Genomic DNA, 16,422 nt, shown 5'->3' on the forward strand with positions numbered 1-16,422 from the left:
AGGTTCAAATCCTGTCCCCGCAACCAAATGGTCCCGTGGTGTAGTGGTTAACATGCCTGCCTGTCACGCAGGAGATCGCCGGTTCGACCCCGGTCGGGACCGCCATTTTAATAAGGCTCGGTAGCTCAGTCGGTAGAGCAGAGGACTGAAAATCCTCGTGTCGGCGGTTCGATTCCGTCCCGAGCCACCATTTATTTTAATAAAATACGCCGGCTTAGCTCAATTGGTAGAGCAACTGACTTGTAATCAGTAGGTTGGGGGTTCAAGTCCTCTAGCCGGCACCATGTAAGTTTCGGAGGGGTAGCGAAGTGGCTAAACGCGGCGGACTGTAAATCCGCTCCTTCGGGTTCGGCAGTTCGAATCTGCCCCCCTCCACCATTTACATAGGGGCATAGTTTAAAGGTAGAACTGAGGTCTCCAAAACCTCCAGTGTGGGTTCGATTCCTACTGCCCCTGCCAAATATATTTACACAACATGGCGGTTGTGGCGAAGTGGTTAACGCACCGGATTGTGGCTCCGGCATTCGTGGGTTCGATTCCCATCAGTCGCCCCATTTTTATTTTAAAAATTACAAATAATCTAATGGATACTTACATATAATTAAGTAAGAAATCGATGGGCTATAGCCAAGCGGTAAGGCAACGGACTTTGACTCCGTCATGCGCTGGTTCGAATCCAGCTAGCCCAGCCATTTTTGCGGAAGTAGTTCAGTGGTAGAATACAACCTTGCCAAGGTTGGGGTCGCGGGTTCGAATCCCGTCTTCCGCTCCAATAAAACTTCATATGGCGGCATAGCCAAGTGGTAAGGCAGAGGTCTGCAAAACCTTTATCACCGGTTCAAATCCGGTTGCCGCCTTTTCTTTTGTGCCGATGTGGCGGAATTGGCAGACGCGCACGACTCAAAATCGTGTTCCTTCGGGAGTGTCGGTTCGACCCCGACCATCGGTATCATGAACGGCGTAAAAAAACTCTATACTAACTGTATAGAGTTTTTTTGTATTTTCTTCGCGTGACAAAATAGTGTGCGGTGAGTAAACTAAGAAACATTAAAAGGATAAAAACAAACATTCATTTTTATCCTTTTAATTCCGGTATTCTATACAATATTCCCTTCGAGCACTCTAGAGCGAATTTCTCCAACCCGGTGACATGAAGTTAAATCCGACACCACCAGTAGATATTAGTACATTATCAACGGTTAAGTTTGTAATTTCTAAAAATCTCTTTTCAAACTCTTCTTTGTTGTACTTGTACATAGTTGAGTGGCACGCCCACATGTGCGTTGAAGTACTCAACCAGTCCCCTAATTCCTTTAATTCAGGAAATGACTCAAATTGAATTGGTTCATCTAATTTCATGAATCTTACTTGATAGATAGTTGGGTTTAATTTCTCTCCAATTCCTTTAAGACCATGTGCTTTTTTCTTATTTGAATGTGTCATAATTATCCTCTCATCTCCACTTCAAATTTTTTCCGATTTTAATTATACAACGATAGAAAGTGATTATGGGAATATTATGGAAATAGGTAGAGGAATGAAGAGGAATAGCTTTAGTTTAATAATCAATAGCTCGTTTTTAATATTGAATGCATATTAAAACTTACTTGAATTGACAATAAATGCTCTTACTATATATACCCATCGAATATTTCAAATTTGTTATGTGTCTTGTTTAGAATATAAAGATCCCTATTAGGAATCACCTTTAAGAAAATAAGTTTTAAAAATGGCCCTGTTTAACAAACAACTGATATATTAGGGAAACTTGTGTGTAAAATTTGTAAAGATTAAAGTTAAATAAATATTTAATGACTGTTATAATTAATTTAAATTAGAAAATTATAGTGAATTTGGAACTGAGGTGAAGTTTTTGTCAGATGTATTTGAAACAGATTCAAGTGGAATACATACTTTAGGTGGTTTCACTTATCAAATAAGAGTCTTTGTATGGTATCTTACAATGTTAAAAAAAAATATGCAGTTAGAATTTGAAACGTATGATGATGTAACTATAAAAGAAACGGATATAGACACACTAGATTTAAATGAAATGTCCTTTAACCATACTCTTTTAAGAGAAAATGAACTTCAAGCTATTCAAGTAAAAAGAACAAAAATAGATAATGGAACAGCTTTAAAGATTTTAATGAATTGGATTTTACTAGAGAGCTATAATAGTAATATTTCCAAATATACCTTAGTGACACCAGAGATCTATGGCAATAAGAACATTCTATTTAATATGACAGCAGAAGATTTATTCTTAAAAATTGATCAAGAAGAATTAAAAGATAAACCAAGATCTATAATTGGAAAGTTAAAAAAGAAATTTATAAACAATAAAACATTATTTGTAAATACATATAAAACTGTTAAAGGTAAAGTTGAATTTAAAGCGATAGAAGATATTGATGATAATATAATAGAGGCATATGTATATTTATTTAGACAAAGAGATGGGGAGGATAAAGAAAAGGTTTATATTTTGCGTATAAAAACACTTTTAGAAAAGATAACATATGAGATTTTAGAAAAAATCAACAATAAGCAAGCGTATACCATAAACTGTTCTGAGTTTTTAGAGCTAGTTGAAAAGATATCGTGTGAAATTAGTGACATTAAGGTGAATCCTGATTTCTCAGAATATAAAGAAACTCAAAAGGGATTGGATATAAAAGATGAAAAAATAGTTAGCAGTAGAGAGTATATACAGCTCAATGAGTGTGATCTTAATTCAAAGGAAATGAAAGAGCATATGATATACATGCTATACTATAGCCGCTATCGTTTTATGATTCTAGAGAGAAATAGAGTACGAAAAATTGAATCTATTGAAGATACGACTTATGCGAATTTTTCATCGGTTAAACGAAGATTAAGGCTTGAAAATAAAGAACATCCATTTTTCAGATTAGACGGAACTAAGAATGAATCTAATTCCTATGCTAATAATGAACAAATAAGATGGGGTTCAGCTATTTTCCTCACAAAGGAGAATACAGATGATGATAAAAAAATTTCATGGAAGGATGAGGAATGTGAATAATTTACAGCTGCAATCAGAGGTGTTGTTATTAAGCAGCTATTGTAAAATTTTAAATGAATTATTTCATGTGCAAAGAGAACTAACGTTACCTAAATCTATAGTTTATGCATATTTGATAAAAAAGGAAGATGTAGAAAACTTTAAAGTATATAATGCTAAGAATACAAAAGATCTTATGTATAAGAGTTTATCTATACTGGCTGGTGATGAATATTTCTTTTATGAATTGAAATATATAATAATGGCTATAGATCTATTATTAAAAAATGGTATTTTACATTTTGGAAATGGCATACTTCATATGTTAAAAGATAAGTATAGTAGCGGGAAGTTTGAAAGTAACACGTTTTTAATAAAGGCTATTAAAGAAAGTGAGAAGATATCAGACAAACAATTTTTAAAGGAGGTTTTATCCAGTGTTTAAAATTATCGAATTACAAATACACTCTCCTAGTAATGAATGTTTCACTTATAAGTTTAAAAATGGGATAAATTACTTTAAAGGTGGAAACAGTACGGGTAAAACAGAGTTTTATAAATTTATTGATTTTATGTTAGGTTCTTCTGAAGATATTGCTAAAAAAGTATGGTATAAAGATTCATTTGAGAAAGCTTTAATGATTTTTGAATATAAAAAAATTAAATATAGTGTTGTAAGAACGTTGGATAAAGAAAAAAATTATTTTTATTATCAAAAGGATTCTTTTGATGAAAAGGATTATATAAATTTAAAAGAGTATAAAGAAAAGCTAAACGCAGTTTTTGCAAACGACGATATACTCAAGGAATTAAAACAGTTTACTAATGAACGTTTGACTTTTAGGGCATTTACTATGTTTAATTTTCTGGGAGAAAAAGGACAAGGATTAACATATAATTTTTTAGATAAATGTAGAGATGTAAAATATTATACAAAGTTGAACTCGGTATTAAATTACATATTTAATAAGAACATTGAAAAAATTTTTTCATTACAAGATCAAATGAAAATTCTTCAAAAAGATATAGCAAAGCTTAAAGAAAAGGCCTCTAAATATTCATTTATTAAATCCCAGGTTAATAATAATTTGAAAAAGTTAAGCTCTACTAGAATTTATAATGGTAAAAATACATCGGAAGTTTTGGAGTTTATTAAAGAATATAAAAAATTAAATGTTGATAAAAAGCTAATCAAATCTAAAGTTATATCGGAATTAGAAGCTTCTTATAGTGAGCTCGATGAACAAATAAAGGTTTATGAGAATAGAAAGCATGATTCTAAGGAAATGCTTAAAGAATATGAGAATAGGAAAAAGATGTTACAAGTCTTAAACGAGTTATTAAATGATAATAAAGAGTTAACATACTTAACCAAACCTCTAACTGAACTTTTAGAAGAAATGGATGACGCGATATCATTTTCTAAATATTTAATTAAGGATGAGACTATCTTAAAATTGAAGGATAAAAGAAAAAACTTGAAAGAACAATTACAGGATAATGAATCTAGATTTCAAATTTTTTCAGTTGATGAAAAAATCAAAGCGATAATGCTGATTGAGGAATATCTTAGCGATGACGTATATGATGTTGATAAAGAATTACAAATCAAGACCAACAAATTGAAAGCTTTAAAGGGAAATTTAAAAGATCTTCAAAATGCAGACGATATACAAAAAATCAATCAATTTTCTGAATACATAACAAAACTTTATAAATCAGCATATAGAGTTTCAGAGATAGTGAATACAGATATAAATGAAAATGGATTCAGAATCAAATATATTAAAAGTGGGAATGTACTACAGACTAGAAAGAGTATAAAAAATAAGGACAAACCAGATGAAGTAAATTATGTTATGGGAAGCATGGCAAGACATACGCTAGTTCAATTATGCGGATATTTAGCCTTTATAAGACTTTTGATTTGTGAAGAAAGAACACCAATAATCCCAATCTTAGTTCTTGATCATATTTCAAAGCCTTTTGATAAAGAAAATATAAGTTCGATAGGAACGATTATTTCAAAATTTTATGAGGATGTTTCGAAAAAAGATGTGCAAATATTTATATTTGATGATAAAAAATATGAAGAGTTGGGGTTAAATGTAGATAAATTTGATGAGTTAAATAATGAAAATAAAACAGGATTTAATCCGTTTTATAGGGGAATAGAAAGTAATAAATAGTTTTTATTAAACTTTAGATAAATAAGTAGGGATCGAATACAAAGATATATATGATAGAATTCAAATGAATGTAAAAAAGGAGAAATATATAGTGAGGCTGATAAAGTTTAGTGTTACGAATTACAAGGTTTTTAAAAATACTTTCACAATCAATTTTTCTAAAGATTCGATTGCAATTCTGACAGGAAGAAATAATACAGGTAAATCTACTGTATTAGAAGCTATAAATTGTTTTTTTCAAAAAGAGACTAAAGCAAAAACAATTCCTAATGATTGCTTTTCTCAAAAAAATAAAGAGATTATATTAAAAGCTGAATTTGAATCTGATAAAGAAAAAATTGTCATTATAAAAAAATATAAAGAAGAAGCTGTTCCTAAATTTTATGATGAAAAAAATATAGAAATTAAGAACTCTCATGACTTAAAGGAAACACTGGACGAAATTTTAAATAATAAGCCTTTTTACATAACACCATCTATGTTACCCGATGATATTAATGGTTTAATTCAGGAGATATATTCGGAAATAATTAAAAATGATTTACAAAAGCTTGAGAATATTGATGCCGATTCTAAGCATGAACAAGAAACGATTGAATTAGCGAAGGAATATGCCCAAATAAAAAAATCATATCCAGAATTCCTAAAAAAGTTAAAATCAAACACTGATAGGATTCTTAAGCAAGTAAGTCAAGATGTTTCTGGTGACTTACAAGTATTATTTTCAAATGATTCTTTAGCGTTAAATGTAGTTGGTGGAGAAACTGAAGGTTTCTCGTCAAATGATATATTAAAGTCAACAAACTCTAGTGTACATATTGATAATACAAAACAGTCAGCTATGCCATTAGCAAACCAAGGTACTGGTTTACAACGAATGAGTTTGATATTTCTTATTCAAAATATGATTCAAAATAAGCTTATGGGTGAAAACGATGACAAATTATTATTAATAGATGAACCAGAAGCATTCCTACATCCAGAAGCAGTTAGAGCATTAAGTCGGTCATTATATAAAATCGGCGAAAAAATGCCGCTGATGATTTCCAGTCATTCTCCAATACTTATAGATTTATCGGAAAAGCATACTTCCATTCAAGTATTTCGAGTTGGTGAAAAAGAAGCTGTACAATTATATAAATCTATTAATAATCAATTTGATGATGATGATATCCAAAATATGAAAATTTTAAATTATGTTGATTCGTATGTAAACGAGTTTTTCTTTGCAGATAAAGTATTAATTGTTGAAGGAGATACTGAGTATATTGCTTTTAAACACTTAGCAAAATTAAGTAATGTAAATTTGCATATTATTAGAGCAAGAGGTAAAGCAACAATTGTAACTTTAATGAAAATCTTAAATCAATTTAATTCTAATTATGATGTTTTACATGATGTAGATAATCACCCAAAGCATGCTTCTAAGACATTAAAAGCTCAATTAACGAATTGTAAAAAAATATTAAATCTCAAAGAAAATAATAAAATAAGAGTTTTTTGTTCAATATCAAATTTTGAAAATGCAATTGGTATTGGAGATGTATCAAATGATAAAAAAACACAAACCATTTATAAAATATTACATGAAACAACTGATGAAAAACTAATAAAAGCAAGAGAGTTAATAGGGAATTTGTTTAAACAAATAATTAGCGACGATGAAAAAGAACTAGATGTGGGATTCCGTAGAATAAATAATGCAGTAGAATATGATGATTTTTTTGTTGGATTAATAGAGCAAAAATCTTACGAAGAAGCAGAAGAAAAAAAGAAAGAAGAAGCAAAAAAGAAGGAACAGGAAAAATTACATTCTCATTTATAATATTAAACAACCTATATAACTTGTATTTTCTTAGATGAGATATTCAGAAAATATAGGTTTAGAAAATCTAGTTTGATTTGGTTTAGCCATTTATAATAAAAATTTACGACTCAAAATCGTGTTACTTCGGGAGTATCGGTATCGGCGATATAAAAAGACTCTAACAAAAATGTTAGAGTTTTTTTGTTAAATTGTGCTATGTGCTTCTAAAATTCGTAATAGATGTAGAAATTCATGTATAATATAACTTGTCGATAGAACAAAATGATAGTGATTTATATTATGTCTGTAATATGAATCAAAAATGAACTTTTTATATTTCTTTTAAAAATGTGTTGAATACACATTATATTTCATATTAATATTTTTATGTAGATTTAAAACGGGAAAGAGAGTGGGAAGTATGGGTCGTAAATGGAATAATATTAAAGAAAAAAAAGCATCAAAAGATGCAAATACAAGCCGTATATACGCGAAATTTGGACGTGAAATTTATGTGGCAGCAAAACAAGGCGAGCCAGATCCAGAATCAAACCAAGCGCTTAGAGTTGTATTAGAACGTGCGAAAACATACAATGTTCCAAGAACAATTATTGATCGTGCAGTTGAAAAAGCAAAAGGCGGTTCAGAAGAAAATTATGACGAGCTTCGTTATGAAGGATTTGGACCAAACGGATCTATGGTAATTGTAGATACACTTACAAATAACGTAAACCGCACTGCAGCAGATGTACGAGCTGCATTTAGCAAAAACAGTGGTAACATGGGTGTAAACGGTTCTGTAGCTTATATGTTTGATGCGACAGCTGTTATCGGTCTTGAAGGTAAAACATCAGATGAAGTTCTTGAAATTTTAATGGAAGCAGATGTTGATGCACGTGACATTCTAGAAGAAGAAGATTCTGTTATCGTGTATGCTGAACCTGATCAATTCCATTCCGTACAATCTGCACTTAAAGATGCTGGTGTTGAAGAATTCACAGTTGCAGAATTAACAATGCTTGCACAAAATGATGTAGAACTTCCTGAAGATGCTCAAGTACAATTTGAAAAAATGGTTGATGCATTAGAAGATTTAGAAGATGTGCAACAAGTTTACCACAACGTAGACTTAGGAGAATAATACGATAGAAGCCCCTGTTCGTTTAACGGATAGGGGCTTCTTTTTATGAATTTAATTAAGGTGATGAATTAGTAAAGGTATTTTGTTGTAGGCAGAGAATATGCTTATAGGGATATATGAAATATTCATTATTGCTAGGAGGCTTATTATGGAACATAAAATACCAAAGCATATCGTTGCTGTAGCAGGTTATTTAACAAATAAAAAAGATGAAGTGTTATTAGCTAAAGTACATTGGCGATCGGATACGTGGGAGTTGCCAGGAGGACAGGTGGAAGAAGGGGAAGCGCTCGATCAAGCTGTTTGTAGGGAAATGTTTGAGGAGACGGGTTTAACTGTGAAGCCGGTTGGAGTTACAGGTGTTTACTATAATGCTTCTATGCATATTTTATCTGTTGTTTTTAAAGTGGCATATGTGAGCGGTGAAATAAAAATTCAACCTGAAGAAATACAAGAGGCTAAATTTGTTACTTTAAATGAAGAGAACATAGATGAGTATATAACGCGTCCTCATATGAAATCCAGAACGCTTGATGCGATGAGAGCAACACATTGTATTCCATATGAAACGTGGGAAGTGCAGCCGTATAATTTAATAGGTAGATTGTAAAGAAAAGGGTAGCTGATTTGAGATACAATCAAATCACTACTCTTTTTTGTATACTGTTTAAGAAAAAGGTCAAAATAATAATAGTGCTAGTATTGATTTTAAGAACGTTTGTTCTGTATAATGTATGATATAGTGTATACATTTAGATTACTAGATACTTACAAATATATATATTTGTAGATGATATAATGAAAATAGGGTGTTTAATAGGGAAGTATAGGCTTAAGGTATACTCTGCTATTGGTTTAGCATAATCTATATTCAATATTTCAGATGAATAGTAGATAAAAAAAGACTGTGATACAATACTTTTTTACCCCGCTATTTGCCGGAAAGCCCGATTGGGGAGGGCTGATGAAAGTTTCACTTTATACCTTACAATGATGTAAGGTACGTGTAAGAGAAATCGATGGGATGTTTTTTTACAACAAGGTATTCTTAAAGTAAGAGTTATACGCTGTGTGGAAAAGAGGTGTTCAAGATGAAAGAACGAGTATTATCTAGGGTGAACTATCATCAAAAAGTTGCATTAAATCCAATGACTAAATTTTTTTATAAAGCCATTATTTTATTATTATTGTTAAGTTGTACGTTATTATTCGTTGGAAATGTGATGATCGAGCAAAGTGATATTAGTAAATTACATGTACCGGCTAAGTTAGAGGTGCCAGAATCATTAACACATGCATTTATTGCGACAGAAGATAAAAGGTTTTATCATCATAACGGTTTAGATTATATAGCGATTATTAGGGCGTCTGTTGAGAATATAAAAGCTGGTGGCGTTGTACAGGGCGGAAGCACAATTACACAACAATTATCCAAAAATGCTTTTTTAACGAATGAACGTACATTTTCTCGTAAGTGGAAAGAAATTTTTTATACGAAAAAAATTGAACGCACATTTACGAAGGATGAAATTTTAAAATTGTATGTAAGTAATATTTATTACGGAGAAGGAGCATGGGGAATTGAAAAAGCAGCAAACCTTTACTTCGGTAAAAAGGTGAGTCAATTAACGCTAGCTGAAAGTGCGATGATGGCTGCTGTAGTAAAAGCACCTGCTTATTACTCACCTGCACAAAATTATGATAAGGCCGTAGAGAGACGAAATGTCGTTTTGAGATTAATGGAGAAAGAAGGCTATATCAATCATGATGAGTATGTGCAAGCAGTTAGTGAGAAATTAGTCATTCGTCATGATATAAAAACAGAGCAATCGATGTTAAATAATGCGCGTGAAAAAGCAGTAAGCTAAAGGAAGTTCCTACATAGGTGCTTCTTTTTTTTGAATAAATTGTGACAAATTGTGACACAATATCGTCACAATTATTGTATTTTTGTAATTTATGTGAGCGTGTTCATTGCGTGACGTATAGAAGTGTTGATATTATGTGTATTGTGTACAATGCTGTATACAGAATATGAATTTAAAGAGGAATGTATATGAAATCAAATAAACTCATGGCTCTTGGTATAGTTTTTTCTATCGCAGTATTGATTGTAATTGGAACAATTGCGTATAGCATCATAAATGACAAAAAAGATAAAGGGAATGAGATGTTTGCTTATTCCACACAACAATCTTTAGGGAAAGATGATGCACCAGTTAAGGTAGTTGAATTTGGAGACTTCAAATGCCCTGCTTGTCGTACTTGGGATGTAACAGTATTACCACGATTAAAAGAAGAGTATATTGATAAAGGTAAAGTGCAGTTATATTTTATTAACTTCCCGTTTATCGGAAAAGACTCTGATTTAGGTGCAGCAGCTGGTGAAGCAATTTATAAACAAGATCAAGATTCATTCTGGATTTTCTATGATGAGATTTATCAAAGTCAAAAGAAAGACACGGAAGAATGGATTACAGAAGAATTACTTCTTAACATTGTGAAAGAGAAGCTTCCGAAAGTTGATGTAGAACAATTTAAGAAAGATTTACACAGTAAAGAAATAAAAGAAAAAGTACGTAAAGATTCAGATCGTGCTCAAAAATTAAAAGTTCAAGGTGCTCCTTCAGTATACATAAACGGAAATCTTGCAAACCCTGATTTCGATAGTATGAAGAAGGCGATTGATAAAGAATTGAAAAAGTGATGAGCTATTCATCACTTTTTCGACTTTTTTCGATAAAATTCTTGCTTACGTTTTTTTTACATGCTATACTACTTTACATAAGTTATTCTAATATCTTATATTTATTTCATATTTGCGGGTGTAGTTTAGTGGTAAAACAAGAGCCTTCCAAGCTCTGGTCGAGAGTTCGATTCTCTTCACCCGCTCCAAATTTTATTAAATGTTTTTCTATAAATTGTGATCAACGCAGTGTTTCGTTTCTAAGATAAACGAGGCATTGCGTTTTTTAATGTTTGAAAAACATAATTGTATGCGAAAATAGAAGTAAAGAATAGTATTCCAAAAGTGAATTGCTAACCAATATAGACGTTACATAAGAGGTGGATTCATCTGAGGAGGCGATTAGGAATGGATTTTGAACAATTAAAGCAAGATGTAATTGCGTATAGTAAAACAATTGGTATAGATAAAATAGGCTTTGCTAGTGCTTCACCATTTGAAGAATTAAAGCAGCGCTTAATCCAGCAGCAACAATTAAATTATCAATCTGGATTTGAAGAGCCTGATATAGAAAAGCGAACGAACCCGCAGCTTCTACTACCTGGCGCAAAATCAATTATTGCGATTGCATTAGCGTATCCTTCAAAATTAAAAAATGCACCATTAAGTAAGCGTGGAGAACGCCGCGGGATTTTTTGTCGTGCTTCTTGGGGACAAGATTATCATCTTGTTTTACGAGATCGTTTGCAAAAATTAGAAGCATATTTAATCGAAAAACTTCCCGATATAGAAGTGAAGTCAATGGTTGATACGGGTGAATTAAGTGATCGAGCTGTTTCGGAGCGTGCCGGTATTGGTTGGAGTGGTAAGAATTGTGCTATTATTACACCTGAATTTGGTTCATATGTATATTTAGGAGAAATGATTACAAACGTTCCATTCCCACCAGATCAGCCGATAGAAGATCAATGTGGGAGCTGTACAAAATGTATTGATATTTGTCCTACAGGCGCTTTAATACAAGGAGGACAGTTAGACTCGAAGAAATGTATTGCATTTTTAACGCAGACGAAAGGATTCCTACCGGAGGAATACCGCGACAAAATAGGAAATCGTATTTATGGATGTGATACATGTCAGACAGTTTGTCCGAAAAATAAAGGAATGGATTTTCATAATCACCCTGAGATGGAACCAGATCCTGAGTTAGTGAAGCCTTTATTAACACCACTTTTAACAATTAGTAATCGTGATTTTAAAGAGAAATATGGAATTATGTCTGGTTCATGGAGAGGTAAAAAGCCGTTGCAACGAAATGCGATTTTGGCACTTGCGCATTTTAAAGAAGCATCAGCAATTCCTGATTTAATCGGTGTTATGAAAGATGATCCAAGACCAGTACTTCGCGGAACAGCAGCATGGGCACTTGGGAAAATTGGTGGAGATGGCGTGGGCGAAGCCATTGAAAAAGCGATGCAACGTGAGAAAGATGAAGAGGTTCTTCATGAAATGAATCGCGGGCTTGAATTGTTAGCGCAGAAAAAAGAGTAGATAATATCTCCCTTTTTCATATTGTAATATGGGAGGGAGACGAAATGGTTGTAAAAATAAATATTGAAAAGCAAGTACAACAATTTTTAGCATATATAACAGAAAAACGAACAAATGTAGATGGTATTGCTGAAGATTTATTCCAAATAGCACAGAGAAAGAAACAATTGTTTCAAAAGCGTAATGCACATATAGTGAAAGCAACTGCGGACGTTTCTTTCATGAGACAATTAAATAATAGCAATCATCAAGAAATTGATTATCAAATACATTTTAAATATTTAGTTAAGCATAAAGAATTATTTTATATCGAAGAGGAACAACTAAAACGAAGAGTTTGTTTAAATAATAGCCGGGTAATAGGTGATTATGCTATTGAAGTGCCAGAAGCAGCTGGAATGAATGAGACGTTAGAAAGGGAATTTATAAAAGAGAAGTATGGTTCTTATCAGTATAACCGTTTAGAGGCAGTTAAATATGCAGAGCGTTGGTGGGATGATCGAAACCCTGTATATCGTAATTTCCCTGATAATTGTACGAATTTTATTTCTCAATGTCTTCATACTGGAGAAGTACCAATGAATGGATATCCTAATATTCGTAAAGGATGGTGGCAAAGGGGGAATCAGTGGAGTTGGAGCTGGGCTGTTGCACACTCTTTTTATTGGTATTTGTCAGGTGCTACAACGGGGCTTCGAGCAGAAGCGGTAGAACGGCCAGAGGACCTTATTCTTGGTGATGTCATTGCTTATGATTTCGAGGATGATGGTAGGTGGAATCATACGACGATTGTAGTAGCAAAAGACGCAGATGGTATGCCACTTGTAAATGCACATTCAGCGAATAGCCGTCGGCGTTATTGGAACTATGAAGATTCTAGTAAATATACACCACAAATGAAATATAAATTCTTTCACATTATTAATGGGTAGAGATTTTTCGCTCAAGTGGTATAATACGTAGTAGACAAAAAACAGAGGTGAATATCGCGTGGGAGTACATGTTGTTTTATATCAACCAGAAATTCCAGCAAATACAGGGAATATTGCTCGTACTTGTGCAGCAACTGGAACAGAATTACATTTGATTAGACCGCTTGGATTTTCAACGGATGATAAAATGTTAAAGCGTGCAGGATTAGATTATTGGCAGCACGTGAAAGTTACGTATTATGATTCAATTGAAGAATTTTATGAGAAAAATAAAGACGGTGAATTCTTCTATTTAACAAAGTATGGCGAGAAAGCTCATACAGCGTTTGATTATAGCAAACGTGAGAAGGATTACTATTTTGTATTTGGAAGAGAAACAAACGGCTTACCAGCTAATGTAATCGAAGAAAACTTCGATCATTGTTTACGTATTCCAATGACTGATAAAGTGCGCTCATTAAATTTATCTAATACAGCAGCTATTTTAATTTATGAAGCATTCCGTCAACAAAATTATCCAGGATTAGATTTAGAAATTGTTTATTAAAAGTCGCCATATGGCGACTTTTTTTCTAAAAATAAAAATAATATGTAATCATACATTTAAAAAAGGGTACATATTCATATAGAATGGGGATATATGAATAAAAATAGATCAGACGGGTTGAGATAAATATGAAGGAACAATATAATAATCAAAATACCTTTTTAAGTATGATAGATATGGATTTAATAAGAAGAGGATTATTACATGCTATTCAAGATTTAGTATTTATTGTGAAAGTTATGGATGAGGAAACCTTTAAATATATTTATGTAAATAAGATAGGTATGGATTATGCGAAGCTGAGCGAAGAATGTTATGGAAAAACGTTTGCTGAAGTATTACCAGAAGATACGGCGGAAATATTGCAAGTGCAATATGCAAAAGTAGCGAGCGAAGCGAAAGCACATACCTTTTGTGATGTAGTTAGTTTACCAACTGGTAACTTACATTATGAATCTTCACTTAATCCTGTATTGGATGAAGAAGGAGTATGTCAGTTTATTATTTGTATTACGAGGGATATTACAGCTCAAATTGAGGAGAAGATTGAAATAGAGGAAAAACAAATGTTATTTAAGTCATTACTAGAATATAATAATGACTCCATTATATCTATAGATTCTATAGGTAGAATTACATATGCAAACCCAGCAACGTATGAAATATTTGGATACCGACATGAAGAATTACATAAAAAATCTATTTTTGAATTTATTAATAAAGAATATGAAAAAGATTTTCAAATTATATTTAAAGGAGCCCTGCAAGGAAGAGCAAAACAAATTGTATCAAAGAAATATGTTCATAAAGAAGGGTACGAGCTCTATATTTCGTTGAGAACTATTCCGATTATTGTGAACGGTGAAATTGTTGGGGTATATATTGTTACGAGGGATGTTACAAGGCAAGTATTGAATGAAATGCGAACAGAATATTTAGCTTATTATGACCAATTAACAGGATTAATGAATAGAATTTCATGTACAAATAAGTTAAATGTTTTTTTAAATGAGAAGATAGATTTTTCGTTGATCTTTATAGATTTAGATGAATTTCATCTTATTAATGATACTTTTGGTCATAAAGAAGGAGATAAAGTATTACAAAAAGTGACAGAATGTTTAAGCAGTATCCAAATAGGTGGTATGCACTTATTTAGAGAACACGATGATCAATTTGTTATGTTAATAGAAAATATAACGAAAGAACGTGTAGAGGTAGTTGCAAAAAGCATATTAAAAAAGATTAGTGAACATTTTGTAATCGAAGAAGAGGACGTGTATTTAAGTGCGTCAATCGGAATTGTAATGTCTCCAATAGATGGAGAGGATGAAAAAATATTATTCCAAAGAGTTGATGCTGCTTTGGAAAAAGCAAAAGAAAAAGGAAAAGGGCATTATCATTTTTATTGTAGTGGATTAGATTGTGAGCGAGAACAAAGGTTTATAATGGAAAACCAATTACATCGTGCTATAGAAAAAAATGAATTCTTCTTATATTATCAGCCACAAATGAATATTGAAACGAAAAAAATAGCTAGTATGGAAGCTTTAATAAGATGGGACAATAAAGAATTAGGGTTTGTCTCTCCCAATCAATTTATTCCGCTATCAGAAAGAACAGGATTTATTATTAAGCTTGATGAATGGGTAGTAAATGAAGTGTGTCGGCAAATACGTGAATGGTTAAATAAAGGATATGAAGTGGTCCCGATTGCAGTTAATATTTCAGCCAGGCACTTTCGCTCTATTACACTAATAGAGATGATTACACGAGCGTTACATAAGTATAATGTACCAGCTCATCTATTAGCGATTGAGGTTACAGAAGGAGCCCTTATACATAAAGACATATCGAAAAGAGTATTGCTACAATTAAAAGAACAAAATTTAAAGATTCATTTAGATGATTTTGGGACGGGATATTCATCTTTAAGTTATTTAAAAACGTATCCAATTGATACGTTGAAAATTGATCGTTCTTTTATGGAAGGTATACATGTAGATGAACGCGATACGAATATTACAGCTGCAATTATTCATTTAGCTCATACTTTGGAATTGAATGTAATTGCAGAAGGAGTAGAAAAAGCGGAACAAATACAATTTTTGAAGGAAAAGAATGTGAAGTTTGTACAAGGTTATTATTATAGCCGACCTTTATCAAAAGATGATGTGGAAAATGTGTATTATAAATGATTGATAAAAAAGTGATGTGCTTAGAAGCACATCACTTTTTATGTGTACCAGGTTTATCATTGTAACCAGATGTAAAAATGGCTGTAAGAAATGTGAGTGATACACCTAAAATTAATAATAATTTCATACTAATTCCCCTCCTGTTTTTTCAGTTTGTGAATCTGAAATATGAATTGAAAATGTATGTAAGGTTCTTGGAAGAAAAGAATTTATTTAAAATGAATAGCGGTGTAAAAACTTTAATACCTATATTATACAGAATTTTCTTTGAATTTTGGAGAGAATTTTATAACACTACTGTATATTTCATTTTGATTTAAAGAATGTTTGAGGACATCCTAGC

Annotated in this window: 13 protein-coding genes and 11 tRNA genes; 23 read left to right on the forward strand and 1 reads right to left on the reverse strand. The window is 32.1% G+C overall.

All coding sequences use genetic code 11. The features are described 5' to 3' along the window. The first annotated feature begins 29 nt into the window (after positions 1-29). The 10 genes from ACTFOB_RS15510 to ACTFOB_RS15555 all read left to right on the forward strand — a co-directional run bounded on the left by ACTFOB_RS15510 (position 30) and on the right by ACTFOB_RS15555 (position 949). Positions 30-105 (forward strand) — tRNA-Asp (locus ACTFOB_RS15510). 9 nt (positions 106-114) lie between these two features. Further along, positions 115-190 (forward strand) — tRNA-Phe (locus ACTFOB_RS15515). 18 nt (positions 191-208) lie between these two features. After that, positions 209-284, forward strand: a tRNA-Thr gene (locus ACTFOB_RS15520). A gap of 10 nt (positions 285-294) precedes the next feature. Next, positions 295-378, forward strand: a tRNA-Tyr gene (locus ACTFOB_RS15525). Positions 379-385: 7 nt separating this feature from the next. Continuing rightward, positions 386-459 (forward strand) — tRNA-Trp (locus ACTFOB_RS15530). A gap of 19 nt (positions 460-478) precedes the next feature. Further along, a tRNA-His gene (locus ACTFOB_RS15535) sits at positions 479-554 on the forward strand. Between the two features lie 63 nt (positions 555-617). Further along, positions 618-692: transfer RNA gene (locus ACTFOB_RS15540), tRNA-Gln, on the forward strand. A 5-nt stretch (positions 693-697) separates the two neighbouring features. After that, positions 698-772: transfer RNA gene (locus tag ACTFOB_RS15545), tRNA-Gly, on the forward strand. Between the two features lie 14 nt (positions 773-786). Next, positions 787-857 (forward strand) — tRNA-Cys (locus ACTFOB_RS15550). A gap of 10 nt (positions 858-867) precedes the next feature. Continuing rightward, positions 868-949 (forward strand) — tRNA-Leu (locus ACTFOB_RS15555). 173 nt (positions 950-1,122) lie between these two features. Here the strand turns inward: ACTFOB_RS15555 and ACTFOB_RS15560 are convergent. After that, the gene (locus tag ACTFOB_RS15560) at positions 1,123-1,443 is read right to left on the reverse strand and encodes a DUF3884 family protein (RefSeq protein WP_440026765.1); all 321 of its coding nucleotides are present in this window, start codon (positions 1,441-1,443) and stop codon (positions 1,123-1,125) included. A gap of 430 nt (positions 1,444-1,873) precedes the next feature. Here ACTFOB_RS15560 and ACTFOB_RS15565 point away from each other — a divergent pair, with 430 nt between their 5' ends. From ACTFOB_RS15565 to ACTFOB_RS15625, 13 genes are all read left to right on the forward strand, one after another. Further along, positions 1,874-3,049, forward strand: coding sequence for a hypothetical protein (locus ACTFOB_RS15565; protein ID WP_440026767.1), 1,176 nt, complete (start codon positions 1,874-1,876; stop codon positions 3,047-3,049). Beyond that, positions 3,042-3,473 (forward strand): hypothetical protein, encoded by a 432-nt coding sequence (locus ACTFOB_RS15570; RefSeq protein WP_440026769.1) that lies wholly within the window; start codon positions 3,042-3,044, stop codon positions 3,471-3,473. The genes ACTFOB_RS15565 and ACTFOB_RS15570 overlap by 8 nt, the downstream gene beginning before the upstream one ends. Continuing rightward, positions 3,466-5,217, forward strand: a complete 1,752-nt coding sequence (locus ACTFOB_RS15575) for a hypothetical protein (protein ID WP_440026770.1) — start codon at positions 3,466-3,468, stop codon at positions 5,215-5,217. The genes ACTFOB_RS15570 and ACTFOB_RS15575 overlap by 8 nt, the downstream gene beginning before the upstream one ends. A gap of 91 nt (positions 5,218-5,308) precedes the next feature. Beyond that, positions 5,309-7,042: an ATP-dependent nuclease gene (locus ACTFOB_RS15580; protein ID WP_440026772.1), complete on the forward strand. Its 1,734-nt coding sequence runs from the start codon at positions 5,309-5,311 to the stop codon at positions 7,040-7,042. Positions 7,043-7,445: 403 nt separating this feature from the next. Further along, positions 7,446-8,165, forward strand: a complete 720-nt coding sequence (locus ACTFOB_RS15585) for a YebC/PmpR family DNA-binding transcriptional regulator (protein ID WP_440026774.1) — start codon at positions 7,446-7,448, stop codon at positions 8,163-8,165. A gap of 148 nt (positions 8,166-8,313) precedes the next feature. Continuing rightward, the gene (locus ACTFOB_RS15590) at positions 8,314-8,775 is read left to right on the forward strand and encodes an NUDIX hydrolase (protein ID WP_440026775.1); all 462 of its coding nucleotides are present in this window, start codon (positions 8,314-8,316) and stop codon (positions 8,773-8,775) included. A gap of 481 nt (positions 8,776-9,256) precedes the next feature. Continuing rightward, positions 9,257-10,033, forward strand: a complete 777-nt coding sequence (locus ACTFOB_RS15595; protein WP_440026777.1) for a transglycosylase domain-containing protein — start codon at positions 9,257-9,259, stop codon at positions 10,031-10,033. Positions 10,034-10,221: 188 nt separating this feature from the next. Next, complete coding sequence (locus tag ACTFOB_RS15600) at positions 10,222-10,872, forward strand: DsbA family protein (protein WP_151635548.1); 651 nt, start codon at positions 10,222-10,224, stop codon at positions 10,870-10,872. Positions 10,873-10,986: 114 nt separating this feature from the next. Then, a tRNA-Gly gene (locus tag ACTFOB_RS15605) sits at positions 10,987-11,060 on the forward strand. 199 nt (positions 11,061-11,259) lie between these two features. Continuing rightward, a complete protein-coding gene (queG, locus tag ACTFOB_RS15610) occupies positions 11,260-12,402 on the forward strand; it encodes a tRNA epoxyqueuosine(34) reductase QueG (protein ID WP_060629454.1) in 1,143 nt (380 codons plus the stop codon). Positions 12,403-12,446: 44 nt separating this feature from the next. Further along, positions 12,447-13,334, forward strand: a complete 888-nt coding sequence (locus ACTFOB_RS15615; RefSeq protein ID WP_440026778.1) for an amidase domain-containing protein — start codon at positions 12,447-12,449, stop codon at positions 13,332-13,334. Positions 13,335-13,392: 58 nt separating this feature from the next. Further along, a complete protein-coding gene (trmL, locus tag ACTFOB_RS15620; RefSeq protein WP_000538149.1) occupies positions 13,393-13,881 on the forward strand; it encodes a tRNA (uridine(34)/cytosine(34)/5-carboxymethylaminomethyluridine(34)-2'-O)-methyltransferase TrmL in 489 nt (162 codons plus the stop codon). A 128-nt stretch (positions 13,882-14,009) separates the two neighbouring features. Beyond that, positions 14,010-16,079 (forward strand): sensor domain-containing protein, encoded by a 2,070-nt coding sequence (locus ACTFOB_RS15625; RefSeq protein ID WP_440026780.1) that lies wholly within the window; start codon positions 14,010-14,012, stop codon positions 16,077-16,079. The last annotated feature ends 343 nt before the right edge of the window (positions 16,080-16,422 follow it).

This window comes from Bacillus cereus group sp. MYBK79-1 (assembly GCF_051915365.1).
Classification (GTDB): domain Bacteria; phylum Bacillota; class Bacilli; order Bacillales; family Bacillaceae_G; genus Bacillus_A.

Excerpts from the sequence above, each read along its gene's own strand:
- ACTFOB_RS15560 (WP_440026765.1), bottom strand. The coding sequence starts at position 1,443 with ATGACACATTCAAATAAGAAAAAAGCACATGGTCTTAAAGGAATTGGA.
- ACTFOB_RS15625 (WP_440026780.1), top strand. The coding sequence starts at position 14,010 with ATGAAGGAACAATATAATAATCAAAATACCTTTTTAAGTATGATAGAT.
- ACTFOB_RS15585 (WP_440026774.1), top strand. The coding sequence starts at position 7,446 with ATGGGTCGTAAATGGAATAATATTAAAGAAAAAAAAGCATCAAAAGAT.
- ACTFOB_RS15595 (WP_440026777.1), top strand. The coding sequence starts at position 9,257 with ATGAAAGAACGAGTATTATCTAGGGTGAACTATCATCAAAAAGTTGCA.
- ACTFOB_RS15590 (WP_440026775.1), top strand. The coding sequence starts at position 8,314 with ATGGAACATAAAATACCAAAGCATATCGTTGCTGTAGCAGGTTATTTA.
- ACTFOB_RS15615 (WP_440026778.1), top strand. The coding sequence starts at position 12,447 with ATGGTTGTAAAAATAAATATTGAAAAGCAAGTACAACAATTTTTAGCA.
- queG (WP_060629454.1), top strand. The coding sequence starts at position 11,260 with ATGGATTTTGAACAATTAAAGCAAGATGTAATTGCGTATAGTAAAACA.
- ACTFOB_RS15600 (WP_151635548.1), top strand. The coding sequence starts at position 10,222 with ATGAAATCAAATAAACTCATGGCTCTTGGTATAGTTTTTTCTATCGCA.